Consider the following 13,297-nt stretch of genomic DNA (forward strand, 5'->3'; position numbering starts at 1 on the left):
GGACCCCGCCCCGCCTGCCGCCTCTGGGAGGCGCATGCGACCCTCATCGGATGCACGTGGTCATCATGGGATGTGGGCGGCTCGGGTCGACGCTCGCCCAGAACCTCGAAGCCCGCGGCCATTCGGTGGCGGTGATCGACCAGAACTCCGACGCGTTCCGCCGGCTCGGCGCCGACTTCGGCGGGGTCACGGTGACCGGCATCGGCTTCGACCGCGACGTGATGCGCGAGGCCGGCATCGAGCGTGCCGACGCCTTCGCCGCCGTCTCCAGCGGCGACAACTCCAACATCATCTCGGCCCGGCTGGCCCGCGAGACGTTCGGCGTGACCCGCGTGGTCGCCCGCATCTACGACCAGCGGCGGGCCCAGGTGTACGAGCGACTCGGCATCCCGACCGTGGCCACGATCCGCTGGGCCGCCGACCGGATGATGCGCCACCTGGTGCCCGAGGGCACGGTCGAGGTGTTCCGCGACCCGACCAGCGTGGTCTCGATCGTCGAGGCCCCGCTGCACCGCGACTGGGTGGGGCGCACACTGAGGGCGCTGGAGGAGCGCACCGGGGCCCGGGTGGCGTACCTGATGCGTTTCGGCATGGGCACGCTCGGCACGCCGTCCACCGTGATCCAGGACGGCGACCAGGTCTTCATGCTCGTCACCGACGAGACCGTGGCGACGGTGCTGGACATCGCCTCCGGCGCCGGCAAGGAAGGGCACTGACCATGCGGATCGCCATCGCGGGAGCCGGCAACGTCGGCCGGTCGATCGCCCAGGAGCTGATCGGCAACGGCCACCGGGTCATGCTGATCGAGCGGCAGCCGCGCCAGCTGCGCCCGGAGCGGGTGCCCGAGGCCGACTGGGTGCTGGCCGACGCCTGCGAGTTGAGCAGCCTCGAGGAGGCCGACGTGGCCTCGTGCGACGTGGTGGTGGCGGCGACCGGCGACGACAAGGCCAACCTGGTCGTGTCGCTGCTGGCCAAGACCGAGTTCGCGGTGCCGCGGGTGGTGGCCCGGGTCAACCGGGCCGAGAACGAGTGGCTGTTCAACGAGCAGTGGGGCGTCGACGTCGCGGTGAGCAAGCCCCGGCTGATGGCCGCCCTGGTCGAGGAGGCGGTCACGGTCGGCGATCTCGTACGGCTGATGACCTTCCGCCAGGGCGAGGCGAACCTGGTCGAGATCACCCTGCCGCGCAACGCGCCGTACGAGGGTCAGCCGGTCCGCTCGGTGCCCCTGCCCCGCGACTCGGCGCTGGTGGCGATCCTGCGTGGCAAGCGCGTGATGGTGCCGACCGGCGACGACCCGCTCGAGGCCGGCGACGAGCTGATCTTCGTCTGCACCACCGAGGTGGAGGAACAGATCCGCGCCGTCGTTCTCGGCAGCGAGGGCCGCGAGCTCGGCTAGGGCGCCGGCAGCAGCACAGCCAGGGCCGCGTCGAGCGCCGCGAGCAGGCTGTCCGCGGCCTCCGGGTGGTAGAGCAGCCGGTCGGCGATACCGTCCGAGATCGCCACGACGGCGTCCGCGATCTCCGTCGCCTTTCCGCGCAGCACGATGGTGCCGTCGGCCCGGCCGGCCTCCAGCCAGCGCACCAGATCGGCCGTGACCGCCCGGTCGATCTCGTGCAGCACCTCGGCGAACGGCGGGTGGCGGACGGCCATGGCCGCGAACGCGTTCCATACGATGGCCTCGGAGCGCCGCTCGGCGTCCAGCGGCAGTGTCGCGACGACCAGCCGCCGCAGCACCTCACGCGACGCGCCGGACCGGTCGACGTCGCGCATCCGCCGCTCGGTCCGCTCCCCGGCGACGTCGAGCGCCACCGACAGCATCTCCTCCTTGGTCCGGAAGTATTTCTGGACCGCTCCCGGCGACCGGCCCGCCCGGGCAGCGACGGTGCGAACGCTGACCTCCTCGACTCCCCGCTCGGCCAGCACGCTCAGCAGCGCAGCGCCGATGATGCGGCGTTCCGCGTCGCGATCCACGACTTTCGGCATGGAGCTCCTTTAGGATACGATCGTATCCTCAACTTAGGGGATGCGATGGACCAGAACTCACGAGCCGCCGACACCGATCGGGAAACGACATCCGAGCATCTGGCGTCGTCTTTGGGCGAGGGCCGGATCGACCTCGCCGAGTTCGACCGGCGGTCCGCCCTCGCGGCCCGGGCCACGACGATCGGCGAGCTCAGCGCCCTGACGGCGGACCTGCCCGTCCCGGCCCGGCGGCGCGAAGCCGAACGACGGCGGCGCGAACGTGGCGAATGGCTGGCCGAGTGGCGGTACTGGCTCGGCGGCGCGGTGATCATGAATGCGATCTGGGCGGCCCAGAGCATTCGCGACGGCGACCTCGAGCGGTACTGGCCCGCCGTTCCGGTCGGTGTCTGGGCGGCCGTCCTGGTCGCCGTCGCCATCTGGCCACGCGAGAAGGAATAGCCGCGGCCCGGCGCTAGGCGGCCGGCGCCTTGCCGGCGCTCGTCACGCGGTGGATGGCCCAGGCCGAGAAGGCGAACGTGGCGGCGTAGATCGGCCAGCTGATCAGGATGCGGACGATGCCGAGGGCGTTCGCCTCGCCCTGCGCCCACAGGTAGTACTGGATGCCGGCCCGGATGCAGAGCGAGACCACCCAGACCAGGGTGAGCCACTGGAACGTCCGGAACAGCCGCTGGTTGCCGAACCAGTTCTGCTGGCCCTTGTTGGCCATGATGCCCCAGGCGTAGCCGATCAAGGGCTTGCGCACGAACACCGAGAGCAGCAGCACCGCCGCCTGCCCGAAGGTGAGCAGGATACCGGGCAGGTAGAAGTTCTCCGCCTTGCCCGTGCGGTAGGCCAGGAAGGCGCCGATCGCGATGCCGAACAGTCCGTTCACCGCATGGCGCACGGGCTCTTTCCGGATCAGCCGGTACGCCCCGATGCCCACCGCCGAGAGAACGGCGCCGGCGATCGCCCAGTAGAGCGCGGTGCGCTTCTCAAGGCCCACGACGGCGTCGCCGAGGACCACGTTGAGGATCACGAAGGCGAAGACCGGCAGGCTCGACTCGATCAGCCCGCGGACACCGCCGAGCTGCTCGGCGATCTGCTCGCTCATCGAGGGGAGGGGCTCGTCCTCCGGCTCCTTGACCGGGTGGAGGTCGAGCTCCTCGACGACCTCCTCGGCGAGCCGCTCCTCCACGGTTTCGTTCGCGGCGTGTCGCGGCTCGCTGCCACTCACCGGGGCGCCTCCAGCTCGTAGTACGGGTTGTAGATCACCTTGCGGTCGTCGCGGATCGCGATGCGCCCGCGCGCGGTGAGCTGACGCCCGGGCTCGATGCCCGCGATGGAACGCCGGCCCAGGAAGACCAGCGTAACCACGTCGCTACCGTCCCAAAGGTCGGCCTCGAGCGTCGGCAGGTTGGTGCGGGGAGTGTACGCCACCGTCCGCAACCGGCCGTTCACCGAGACGACCTGGCCCCGGCTGCACTGGCCGGCCGGCATGGCCCCGCACTTGGCCACCTCCCGCTGGAGGTCGCGCGCGTCGAGTTCCGAGTCGGTGGCCGTCAGCCGGTCGAAGAACTTGCGCAGGCCCGTGCGCTCGTCCGTACTACTCATGAGTTACACCGTACGCCTCTGGTGATCCCCGTCACGAGCCCTACTGCGGCTGGTGCCCGTTCGCCTGAGCACCCTCCGCCTCGGCGGCGGCCTGCTCGGTCATCTCCTTGGGCAGGCGCAGCGGCAGCGCCTCGCGCACGGGACGGGCTTCGGAGTCACGGACGACCACCAGACCGGTCAGCACCTCGCCGAGCCGGCCCTCGCGGGACGGGTCGGCCGCGGCCGCGCCCTGGTACAGCGCCCGGACCATCCAGCGCGGGCCGTCGACCCCGACGAACCGGACGTCGGCCGGCCCCTCCGGGGTGTTGACCCGGGCCGCCAGCTCGACGCCGTACGGACCGGCGATCTCCCGCGGCGACACGCCGTCGGAGGCCATGGCCTGGGCGATCTCCTCGCGGACCTCGTCCCAGATGCCCTCGCTGCGGGGCGCCGCGAACACGCCGAGCTGAAGGGCGCTCTCGCCGTCGACCAGCACGATCTGCTCGACCGCGCCGTCCGGGTTGGCCTGCACCCGCACCTCGACGCCGTCGACGGCCGGGATCAGCAGGCTGCCCAGGTCGAGCCGCTGCACGCCCTCGGGGGCGTACTTCTCGTCCCAGGGGCCGCGCTCGGGCGCCACCGGCTCGTCGTCCGCGGCGAGGCTCTGGGCGAGCGCCTCCGAGGGCGGCGCGTCGGTCGCACGCACATGCTTGGGGCCGCCGCGCTTACGCGAGAACATCACTGCCACCTTCCGTCTTCAAACCTGAGTGCCCACCGGTCGAGCCGTGCCCGCCGGCACCGCGCGCGGTGTCGTCGAGCTCCTCGACCTCGTGGAACGCGGCTCGCTCGACCCGCTGGACGACCAGTTGGGCGATGCGGTCGCCGCGGGAGATCTTGACCGGCGTGTGCCGGTCGTGGTTGACCAGGATCACCAGAACTTCACCGCGGTAGCCGGCGTCGACCGTACCGGGCGCGTTCAGGACCGTGACACCGAGGCGTGCGGCCAGACCCGAGCGGGGGTGGACCAGGCCCACGTAGCCCTCCGGGATGGCCACGGCGATACCGGTACGGATCGCCTGCCGCGCTCCGGGTGCGAGCTCGGCGTCCTCGGCGGCGACCAGGTCGGCCCCGGCGTCACCGGGATGCGCGTAGGCCGGCAGCGGCAGGTCGGGGTCGATCCGGCGGATCCGGATGACTACATCGCTCAACTCAGAGGTTCCTCACTCGTGCGGCGTCGGCCAAGCGGCACCCACCCTGCCATCCTGCCGTGCCCGGTCGCGGAGGCGCGCCGTACCCTTCCAGGGTGACACCGGAGTCTCCCGCGCGCACCACCGCACCCACCAGTTACCGAGAGCGGCTCACGCTCCGATGGTGGATGTGGCCCATCGGCCTGCTGGTCGTGGTGATCCTCGGCGTGGAGCTCACCATCGGTTTCCCCACGCTCCCCCTCTGGGTGCCCTTCGCGGTGCTGACCCCGGCCACCCTCGCCGTCCTGGCCTGGATCGGGCGGATCAAGGTCGAGGTGACCGACGGCGAGCTCCGGGTGGACGACGCGCGGCTGCCGGTGCGGTTCATCGGCGACGTGGTCGCGCTCGACCTGGAGGGCAAGCGCGAGGCGCTGGGCATCGGCGCCCACCCGCTCGCCTTCGTGATCCAGCGGCCGTGGATCGGCCCGGCCGTGCAGGTGCTGCTCGACGACCCGGACGACCCGACGCCCTACTGGGTGATCAGTACCCGGCACCCGGTCGAGCTGGCCACCGCTCTGCTGGCGGCCCGCTCCTAGGCCGCATCAATGATCTTGCGGCTCTTCTTCTGAAGATCTTTCTGTACGTGCTCGCCGAGGTTCTTGGTCGCCCGGCGGTTCAGGTAGCCCGCCACCGCGGCGCCGGTCAGGAACGGGCCGAACATCGTCAGATGGCGCCCGAAGCGCTTGAGCAGGCTCTGCTGGAGGTCGCGGCGGGCGGCCGTGCCGAGCACGGTGGCCACGCCGACGCCGGGCACCAGCGGGTTCACGCCGCGCTGATCGGTCCACGCCTGCACGAGTGACACGGCTTTCTGCCCCATCGTGCCGGGCACGGGCTGCCCGTAGATCTCGTGGAGCTCACCGATCAGCTTCATCTCGATCGCCACCACGGCGACCGTCTCGGCCGCCAGCAGCACCGGGGCGGAGAGCAGGGTCGGCACGGCCACCCACTCCACCGCGGCGACGCCGCCGCCGGCCGCGCCCACGCTGGCCGTGGTGCGCTGCGCGTTGCGGATCAGGCGATCGGCCAGGTCGTCGTCGCTCAGGCCCGGGAAGTGCCGCCGCAGGGTCGCCTGATCGCGCACGGGAACGTGCGGGGCGACGTCGGCGACCACGTCCGCCATCCACCGGATGGCGGCCTTGGGCCGGAAGACCTGGCCCAGTCCACGCCGCCGCACGTCGCCGACGAGCCTGCCGAGGAGTTGCCTCCGCCCCTCGGGCTCCAGATCGTCGGCGGTCAGTGCGGCGACAGTCTTGCTGAGTTCGACATCGGCGGCCGTCTGCGCCGGCGTCTCCACGGGATCGTTCGCTATGTCCTTCGCAACGTCCGGTACGGACTGCTCGGAGCTCATCGTCGTCCTCCCGTCATCGGCCGAGGCTGCTGATGTCATCGTGATGCCCGGTGTCGACCCCCCGTCAAACCGGGCAACGGCCTCAATCCCGACCGCTTCCGTGCGGACGGGTGTGACGCGCTGCGCGCGAGTGCCGGGTCAGGCACACTCGCGGCAGATCAGTTCCCCGTTGCGCTCCGTCGCCAGCTGGCTGCGGTGGTGCACGAGGAAGCAGCGGGCACAGCGGAACTCGTCGGTCTGCATCGGCAGAACCTTGACGGTGAGCTCCTCGTCGGCAAGGTCGGCGCCGGGAAGCTCGAAGCTCTCCGCCACCTCGACCTCGTCGACGTCCACTGCGCCCGACTGCGAGTCGGCGCGGCGGGACTTCAGCTCCTCGAGGCTGTCCTCGCCGAGGTCGACCTCATCGCGACGCGGGGCGTCGTAGTCGGTGGCCATCGGTTTTCACTCTCCTGTATCGATGTGTCACTTGGCGTTAGTAACGTCAAGGACGTTGTTTCGGTTCCCGGTTCCGCCGGACGATTTCTGACACTGCCCCCAACACTCGAATCTGCCCCGGCGAGCGCGGAACCTTACCGCTACTGCGGCAGAGTTGTACGCGCACGGGCACGCCATTGTTCCCGATGTGACCGAGGCGACATCAAGGTAGGGGTACAAGCGTCTCGATCATCGTCGGCGCGCCGGAAGTATTCCCTGTTTCCGCGTGGCTGGCGGGCAGACGCTAACCTTCCGACAGGTCCCGCTCCTACCCCGGCGGGCGCGACACCCCCGGATCTCTGGAGCCAGCCCCATGAGTTTTGCGCGCGTACGAGCGCTCGTCGTCGTCGGCGTGCTCGCCGTGGCCGCGGTCGTCTTCGTCATCGTGGCGCTCGTCAAGGACTCCCAAGGGGGAGCCACGAGCGGGGCCGGCTGCCCCGAGGGAGCGCCGATGGTCGACGTGCGGCTGCCCGACGACCCGGCCGAGGTCACTGTCAAGATCTTCAACGGCACGAACTCCTCGGGCCTGGCCGACAACGTGACCAACGAGTTCAAGAACAGGCGCTTCACGGTCCAGAAACCGGCCGAGAGCAAGACCAAGTTCAAGGGCGTGGCCGAGATCCGGTACGGACCGGACACCGTCGGCAAGGCGCAGCTGCTGCGCGCCTACTTCCTCGCCCAGTCGAAGATGTCCTACAACGCCAAGCGCAAGGGCGCCGTCATCGACATCGTGATCGGCAACGAGTTCCGCCAGCTCGCCACCACCACCGAGGTCAACCAGTCCCTGGTCGAGGTGGGCGAGCCGACGGTGCCGCCGGGCGGCTGCCTCAAGAAGTCCGACGACTCCTGATCCTCAGGCGCCGCCGGACGCGTCGAGCCTCACCAGCAGGTCGTGCAGATCGTTGAAGATCGCTGGTGGGGCCGCCACGACCATGTCGAGGCCCGGGCGCGCTCCCTGCAGCCCGGCCACTATCGCGCCGGCCTCCTGGGCGATCAGGCCACCCGCGGCGTGGTCCCACGGGTTGAGGCCCTTCTCGTAGTACGCGTCGAGAGTGCCCTCGGCGACCGCGCAGAGGTCGAGCGCCGCCGCGCCGAACCGGCGGATGTCACGCACCCGGGTGATCAACTCGGCCAGGACCCGGCCCTGGTGGGCCCGTCGCCGCGCGTCGTACCCGAAGCCGGTGCCGATCAGGGCCTGGCTCAGCTCGGCCGGTCCCGTAACTTTCAGGCGTCGATCGCCGCGGTGGGCGCCGCCGCCTCGGGTGGCCGTCCACTCGTCCCCGGTGGCCGCGTTGATCACGATTCCGGCAACAATCTCGCCGTCGGCCTCGGCCGCGAGGGAGACGGCGTACTGCGGTAGCCCGTACAGGTAGTTGACTGTGCCGTCGATCGGGTCGAGGATCCATCGCACGGCACCCTCGCCGGCCGCGTCGCCGTACTCCTCACCCAGCACCCCGTCGCCCGGCCGTAGCTCCCGCAAAGCCTCGATGACCTGGCGTTCCACCGCCTTGTCGGCCGCCGTGACCACGTCCGTGGCCGTGCTCTTGGTCTCCACCTCGACGATGGCCTCGGCCCGCAGCCGCCGCGCCGTGGCGGCGGCGTCCCGGGCCACTCCCACCGCGATCTCCAGCAGAACGCCCGGTGTCGATACCGACCGAAATTCGCTCACGTTTTCGCCCTTTCCGCCGATACCATTCTCGCGCCGGGCGTCTCCGGCGAGGTCGGCGGCCCCTGGCGGCGTGCTGCGACGGGAGGATCTCGCAGGACGGCGCTACAATTCACCCCTGCCCACCGCTTCGCGGACACCAAGACCATCGAGGTGCCGCGTCCCGGGGGTCCCCACACCAACACCGGCCAGCCTCCTCGCCGTGCGCTGTGCTGGGCTCATGGCCGTGCTCAACCTCATCGCCTCCGGAAGGTCTTTCGTGACAGAAGCCCACCAGAACGGTGCCGACGTTCGTTCTCTCACCGAGGCCCTGATCGCTCATGCCCAGGGCGCGGGCGGGCAAATCACGTCGGCCGAGGTCGCGCGAACGCTCGAGTCCGCCGGGGTGAATCCGGCTCAGGCCAAAAAGATTCTTCGCGGTCTCGTCGACGCGGCCATCACCGTCGTCGTCGACGGTTCGGCCAGCACCCGCCGCAAGGTCGCCGCGGCCCGCTCCGCCACCCCCGCCTCCAAGGCCACCACGGCCAAGGCCGCGCCCGCCCGCAAGGCGCCGGCCCCGGCCCCGAAGCAGCCGGCCGCCGCCGGCGCGGCCGACCCGGCCGGCGCCGCGCCGGCCAAGAAGGCCGCCGCCAAGAAGGCCGCGCCCGCCAAGGCCGTGCCCGGCAAGAAGGCGACCCCCGCCAAGGCCGCCGCGCCCGGCGAGGAGGGTCCCGCCGACGGCGAGGAGATCGATCCCGAGGAACTCGCCGCCGAGATCGAGGACGTCGTCGTCGAGGAGCCGGCCGCCATGGTCGCGGCCGCCGCCTCCGACGCCGCCAGCTCGGCCACCGACGGCGACTTCGAGTGGGACGACGAGGAGTCCGAGGCGCTCAAGCAGGCGCGTCGTGACGCCGAGCTCACCGCCTCGGCCGACTCCGTCCGCGCGTACCTCAAGCAGATCGGCAAGGTCCCCCTGCTCAACGCCGAGCAGGAGGTCGAGCTGGCCAAGCGCATCGAGGCCGGCCTCTACGCCGCCGAGCGCCTGCGCGCCTGCGACGAGGGCGAGGAGAAGCTCGAGCGCAACATGGAGCGCGACCTGCGCTGGATCGGCCGCGACGGCGAGCGGGCCAAGAACCACCTGCTCGAGGCGAACCTCCGGCTCGTGGTCTCGCTGGCCAAGCGCTACACCGGCCGCGGCATGGCCTTCCTCGACCTGATCCAGGAGGGCAACCTGGGCCTGATCCGCGCGGTCGAGAAGTTCGACTACACCAAGGGCTACAAGTTCTCCACGTACGCGACGTGGTGGATCCGCCAGGCGATCACCCGCGCGATGGCCGACCAGGCCCGCACCATCCGTATCCCGGTGCACATGGTCGAGGTCATCAACAAGCTCGGCCGTATCCAGCGCGAACTGCTCCAGGACCTGGGCCGCGAGCCCACCCCGGAGGAGCTGGCCAAGGAAATGGACATCACGCCGGAAAAGGTGCTGGAGATCCAGCAGTACGCGCGTGAGCCCATCTCCCTCGACCAGACGATCGGCGACGAGGGCGACAGCCAGCTCGGTGACTTCATCGAGGACTCCGAGGCGGTCGTCGCGGTCGACGCGGTCTCCTTCTCGCTGCTCCAGGACCAGCTCCAGCAGGTGCTGCAGACGCTCTCCGAGCGCGAGGCGGGTGTCGTGCGGCTGCGCTTCGGCCTGACCGACGGCCAGCCGCGCACGCTGGACGAAATCGGCCAGGTGTACGGGGTCACCCGTGAGCGGATTCGTCAGATCGAGTCCAAGACGATGTCGAAATTGCGACACCCGTCCCGCTCTCAGGTTCTCCGCGACTACCTGGACTAGGGCACCAAGTCAACAGCGCGTGTCCAAATGGTCACCACCCGTACATCAACGGGTGGTGATCAGACCGTTGTGTTGAAGTGATCGTTGACGTGGCACCCTTGGATCACGGCACACTTAGCCCAGCACGTGTGACCTCGGTCCCCCCGGGGCACAGTGGGAAGGCCGCAACGGTGCAGGGTGTTGCACGATGTGAGCAGTAGCCGAGGAACGTGTTCATCGGTTCGATCAGAGGAGGAAGGCGATGACCCCGACTCTCACGCCGCCGGCGGATAGTTTGGCCGGCACCGCAGCCGATGAACGGTGCGACCGCTGCAATGCAGCCGGAAAGCTCCGTTTGACCCTGGCTGGTGGCGGTGAGCTGGTGTTCTGCGGACACCACGCCAACCGGTACGCCGAAGACCTGGTGAAGATCGCAGTGCAGTACGCGGCCGATCCGGAGTTCACGTGGCGCGGCGCCGACATGATGTCTAACTCCAACTAAAAGAGCCGATCCCCCCGAACGACTCTAAAAAGGGGCGCCCACGGTGTGGGGCGCCCCTTTTCATGCTCGCCCTCAGAGCCCGCTGGCGCCTCGGCGTCAGGCCGGGGTGGGGACAGGCACCTCCTCGCCCCACAGGCGCTCCACGGACGTGTTGAGCGCCTTGGCGACCTTCAAGGCGAGGTACACGGAGGGGGCGTAGTCGCCCGTCTCCATCGCAATGATGGTCTGCCGGCTCACCTGAACGGCCACGGAGAGCCCCTGCTGGGTCAGGCCGGCCTCTTTGCGGGCGGCCCTGATGCGCGTGCCCGCCGCGCCGCCCTCCTCCGGCGCGCGCACCGGACCGGATGACGGCGCCATCAGTCGTCGTCCCCCGCCAGAGCCAGAGCCGCCTCACGGCGCCGCCGGCGGCGGGTCTCGAGGAGCTGGGCCACCGCAGTCGCCACCGCGCCGAAGGCCCCACCGAACACCGCGCCACGCCACATGGCCCCCTCAGGGTCGTAGACGTAGAGCGAGCCGATCAGGAACACGGCGGCCGGGGCACCGTTCACGACCGTCAGGAACACCCGCTTGGCGCTCCAGGAGCGGGGGGTGGTGTCAACCCGGCGGTGGCGCACATAAAGCGTGCTGAGCATCATCGGGACGTAGAGCAGGACCATCACGACCGCGAGCGGCAGGACGGCCGGCTTGCCCAGCGGCCAGACCATGATGGCCGCGGCCCACGGGATCGCCAGCCACTGCAGCGAGGCGGCCGTGGCTATGCCCTCATACCACCGGTAGCGCTCACGCTCGTCGCCGTAGAGATCGCCGTCGAGATCAAGATTCCAGTGCACGACTCTGTCGAGAAGCATGCGTCCATTCTCGTGTTAAGTCCTCTTGACGTCAAGAGGACTTAACACTCAGAGGGTCTGGATCGTGGCGATGCGCTCCTCGAGCTGTTCGATCGTGGCCTGGGCGCTGGGCGGGCCGCCGCACAGGCGGCGGAGCTCGGCGTGAATCTTGCCGTGCGGGAGGTTGGTGCGGTGGTGGTGGGCGGCGACCAGGGTGTTCAGCTGGCGGCGGAGGCTGTTGCGGCGCTCGCCGGCCGTCATCGCCGGTGGGGCCTCGCGCTGGGCCGGTACCGGTTCTGCCGCCTTCTGCTTTTCGACGCGCTGGCGGGCCGCCATCTGTTCCGACTGCCGCTTGTTCAGCAGCATCGACACCTCGTCGGGGGTCAGCAAGCCGGGCAGGCCCAGGTAGTCCGCCTCTTCCGCCGTGCCCGTCTGTGCGCCCATGCCGAACGACGCGCCGTCGTAGATGACCTGGTCCAGTTCGGCCGTGGCGCCCAGCGCCTCGAACTGCTTCTCCAGCTCGCCTTCCGCATTCTCCTCGCGCTGGGCCCGCTCGAGCAGGTCGTCGTCGAGGCCGTCCTTCTCCTTGCGGGCGCCCAGGATGTGGTCGCGCTGCGCTTCCATCTCGCTGGCCAGGCCGAGCAGGTGGGGCACGCTCGGCAGGAACACCGTCGCCGTCTCGCCGGGGCGGCGGGCCCGCACGAAGCGGCCGATGGCCTGCGCGAAGTAGAGCGGCGTGGACGCGCTCGTCGCGTAGACCCCCACCGCCAGGCGGGGGATGTCGACGCCCTCGGACACCATCCGGACCGCGACCATCCAGCGCTGCTCCGACGCCGCGAACGTCGCGATGCGGCCGGAGGCTCCCTCGTCGTCGGAGAGGACCACCGTGGCCTGCTCGCCGCTGATCTCGCCGATGAGTTTCGCGTACGCCCGGGCGGTCTGCTGGTCGCTGGCGATGATCAGGCCGCCGGCGTCGGCCATGCCGTGTTCGCGCAGTTTGGTGAGGCGGGCGTCGGCCGCGCGCAGCACCTGGGGCATCCAGTCGCCGCGGTGGTCGAGGGCCGTACGCCAGGCCTGGGCGATCAGGTCTTTGGTCATCGGCTCGCCGAGGCGGGCCGCCAGCTCGTCGCCCGCGTTGGTGCGCCAGCGGGTCTCTCCCGAGTACGCCATGAACAGCACCGGGCGCACGACCCGGTCCTTGAGCGCGTCGGCGTAGCCGTAGACGGAGTCGGCCCGGGACCGCTGGAGCCCGTCGTCGCCGCGCTCGTACTGGACGAACGGGATCGGGTTCTCGTCGGAGCGGAACGGCGTTCCGGTGAGCATCAGACGGCGTACGGCCGGCTCGAAAGCGGCTTTGACGCCGTCGCCCCAGCTGCGGGAGTCACCGGCGTGGTGGATCTCGTCGAGGATGACCAGGGTCTGCCGGGTCATGGTGCGCCGGCGGTGGACGGCCGGGGCCATGCCGACCTGGGCGTAGGTGAGGACCGCGCCGTGGAAGTCGGCCGAGGAGTGGATCTCGGAGTTGCGGAACTGGTGGTCGAGCTGGATGCCGACCCGGGCCGCGGCCGACGCCCACTGGGCCTTCAGGTGTTCGGTCGGGCAGACCACGGTGACCGCCTCGACCGTGCCGTCGGCCAGCAGTTCGGCGGCGATCCGCAGGGCGAACGTGGTCTTTCCGGCGCCCGGCGTGGCCACCGCCATGAAGTCGTCGCTGCGGCGACGCAGGTACGTCACCAGGGCCTTGCGCTGCCAGTCACGCAGGTCAGGGAAGGTTTCCAGTTTCGGCAGTGGCGGGCTCAAAGCTCGAACGGTCCCCTCGTAACAACAACGAACCCCCGGTCGTGAGAGCCGGAGGCGGCAACCAGCATAGCCGCGGACGG

At 70.3% G+C, this 13,297-nt stretch carries 18 protein-coding genes; 7 read left to right on the forward strand and 11 right to left on the reverse strand.

All coding sequences use genetic code 11. The annotated features are described in order from the left end of the window. The first annotated feature begins 50 nt into the window (after positions 1-50). Both AB0C26_RS04735 and AB0C26_RS04740 read left to right on the forward strand, forming a co-directional pair. Positions 51-716, forward strand: a complete 666-nt coding sequence (locus AB0C26_RS04735; RefSeq protein WP_360241517.1) for a TrkA family potassium uptake protein — start codon at positions 51-53, stop codon at positions 714-716. A 2-nt stretch (positions 717-718) separates the two neighbouring features. Next, complete coding sequence (locus AB0C26_RS04740; RefSeq protein ID WP_360241520.1) at positions 719-1,396, forward strand: TrkA family potassium uptake protein; 678 nt, start codon at positions 719-721, stop codon at positions 1,394-1,396. Here AB0C26_RS04740 and AB0C26_RS04745 read toward each other — a convergent pair. Then, complete coding sequence (locus AB0C26_RS04745; protein ID WP_360241523.1) at positions 1,393-1,983, reverse strand: TetR/AcrR family transcriptional regulator; 591 nt, start codon at positions 1,981-1,983, stop codon at positions 1,393-1,395. The genes AB0C26_RS04740 and AB0C26_RS04745 overlap by 4 nt on opposite strands. Positions 1,984-2,028: 45 nt before the next feature. Between AB0C26_RS04745 and AB0C26_RS04750 the strand changes: the two genes are divergently transcribed. Continuing rightward, positions 2,029-2,421: a DUF1707 domain-containing protein gene (locus AB0C26_RS04750; protein ID WP_360241526.1), complete on the forward strand. Its 393-nt coding sequence runs from the start codon at positions 2,029-2,031 to the stop codon at positions 2,419-2,421. Between the two features lie 13 nt (positions 2,422-2,434). Here the strand turns inward: AB0C26_RS04750 and AB0C26_RS04755 are convergent, their stop codons facing one another. The 4 genes from AB0C26_RS04755 to dut are packed head-to-tail and all read right to left on the reverse strand — an operon-like array spanning position 2,435 to position 4,760. Next, positions 2,435-3,196 (reverse strand): DUF3159 domain-containing protein, encoded by a 762-nt coding sequence (locus AB0C26_RS04755; RefSeq protein WP_360241529.1) that lies wholly within the window; start codon positions 3,194-3,196, stop codon positions 2,435-2,437. After that, a complete protein-coding gene (locus AB0C26_RS04760) occupies positions 3,193-3,573 on the reverse strand; it encodes an OB-fold nucleic acid binding domain-containing protein (RefSeq protein ID WP_097322126.1) in 381 nt (126 codons plus the stop codon). The genes AB0C26_RS04755 and AB0C26_RS04760 overlap by 4 nt, the downstream gene beginning before the upstream one ends. Before the next feature lie 40 nt (positions 3,574-3,613). Next, complete coding sequence (locus tag AB0C26_RS04765; RefSeq protein ID WP_360241534.1) at positions 3,614-4,291, reverse strand: DUF3710 domain-containing protein; 678 nt, start codon at positions 4,289-4,291, stop codon at positions 3,614-3,616. After that, a complete protein-coding gene (gene dut, locus AB0C26_RS04770) occupies positions 4,278-4,760 on the reverse strand; it encodes a dUTP diphosphatase (protein WP_360241536.1) in 483 nt (160 codons plus the stop codon). The genes AB0C26_RS04765 and dut overlap by 14 nt, the downstream gene beginning before the upstream one ends. A gap of 95 nt (positions 4,761-4,855) precedes the next feature. On the opposite strand from dut, the gene AB0C26_RS04775 reads away from it, so the two are divergent. Beyond that, entirely contained in the window at positions 4,856-5,335 is a 480-nt protein-coding gene (locus AB0C26_RS04775; protein ID WP_360241539.1) for a DUF3093 domain-containing protein, read from the forward strand. On the opposite strand, the gene AB0C26_RS04780 is transcribed toward AB0C26_RS04775, so the two are convergent. Further along, complete coding sequence (locus AB0C26_RS04780; RefSeq protein ID WP_360241542.1) at positions 5,332-6,147, reverse strand: hypothetical protein; 816 nt, start codon at positions 6,145-6,147, stop codon at positions 5,332-5,334. The genes AB0C26_RS04775 and AB0C26_RS04780 overlap by 4 nt on opposite strands. Before the next feature lie 138 nt (positions 6,148-6,285). After that, entirely contained in the window at positions 6,286-6,582 is a 297-nt protein-coding gene (locus tag AB0C26_RS04785; RefSeq protein WP_097322121.1) for a DUF4193 domain-containing protein, read from the reverse strand. A 352-nt stretch (positions 6,583-6,934) separates the two neighbouring features. Here AB0C26_RS04785 and AB0C26_RS04790 point away from each other — a divergent pair, with 352 nt between their 5' ends. Next, positions 6,935-7,471, forward strand: coding sequence for a LytR C-terminal domain-containing protein (locus tag AB0C26_RS04790; RefSeq protein WP_360241546.1), 537 nt, complete (start codon positions 6,935-6,937; stop codon positions 7,469-7,471). Positions 7,472-7,474: 3 nt separating this feature from the next. Here AB0C26_RS04790 and AB0C26_RS04795 read toward each other — a convergent pair whose 3' ends face one another. Beyond that, entirely contained in the window at positions 7,475-8,290 is an 816-nt protein-coding gene (locus tag AB0C26_RS04795) for an inositol monophosphatase family protein (protein WP_360241550.1), read from the reverse strand. 256 nt (positions 8,291-8,546) lie between these two features. Between AB0C26_RS04795 and AB0C26_RS04800 the strand changes: the two genes are divergently transcribed. Both AB0C26_RS04800 and AB0C26_RS04805 read left to right on the forward strand, forming a co-directional pair. Further along, positions 8,547-10,109 carry an RNA polymerase sigma factor gene (locus tag AB0C26_RS04800; protein ID WP_360243527.1) on the forward strand — a complete coding sequence of 521 codons (1,563 nt, stop codon included), beginning with the start codon at positions 8,547-8,549 and terminating at the stop codon, positions 10,107-10,109. A 241-nt stretch (positions 10,110-10,350) separates the two neighbouring features. Then, positions 10,351-10,590 carry a hypothetical protein gene (locus tag AB0C26_RS04805; protein ID WP_097318633.1) on the forward strand — a complete coding sequence of 80 codons (240 nt, stop codon included), beginning with the start codon at positions 10,351-10,353 and terminating at the stop codon, positions 10,588-10,590. A 96-nt stretch (positions 10,591-10,686) separates the two neighbouring features. On the opposite strand, the gene AB0C26_RS04810 is transcribed toward AB0C26_RS04805, so the two are convergent. From AB0C26_RS04810 to AB0C26_RS04820, 3 genes are read right to left on the reverse strand one after another with little or no spacing between them, the layout of a single operon-like run. After that, positions 10,687-10,947 carry a helix-turn-helix transcriptional regulator gene (locus AB0C26_RS04810; protein ID WP_360241553.1) on the reverse strand — a complete coding sequence of 87 codons (261 nt, stop codon included), beginning with the start codon at positions 10,945-10,947 and terminating at the stop codon, positions 10,687-10,689. Then, positions 10,947-11,438, reverse strand: coding sequence for a hypothetical protein (locus tag AB0C26_RS04815; protein WP_360241556.1), 492 nt, complete (start codon positions 11,436-11,438; stop codon positions 10,947-10,949). The genes AB0C26_RS04810 and AB0C26_RS04815 overlap by 1 nt, the downstream gene beginning before the upstream one ends. Positions 11,439-11,486: 48 nt before the next feature. After that, positions 11,487-13,217 carry a DEAD/DEAH box helicase gene (locus tag AB0C26_RS04820; RefSeq protein WP_360241559.1) on the reverse strand — a complete coding sequence of 577 codons (1,731 nt, stop codon included), beginning with the start codon at positions 13,215-13,217 and terminating at the stop codon, positions 11,487-11,489. Between the last annotated feature and the right edge of the window lie 80 nt (positions 13,218-13,297).

The sequence above is a fragment of the Actinoplanes sp. NPDC048796 genome (assembly GCF_040650035.1).
GTDB lineage: Bacteria > Actinomycetota > Actinomycetes > Mycobacteriales > Micromonosporaceae > Actinoplanes.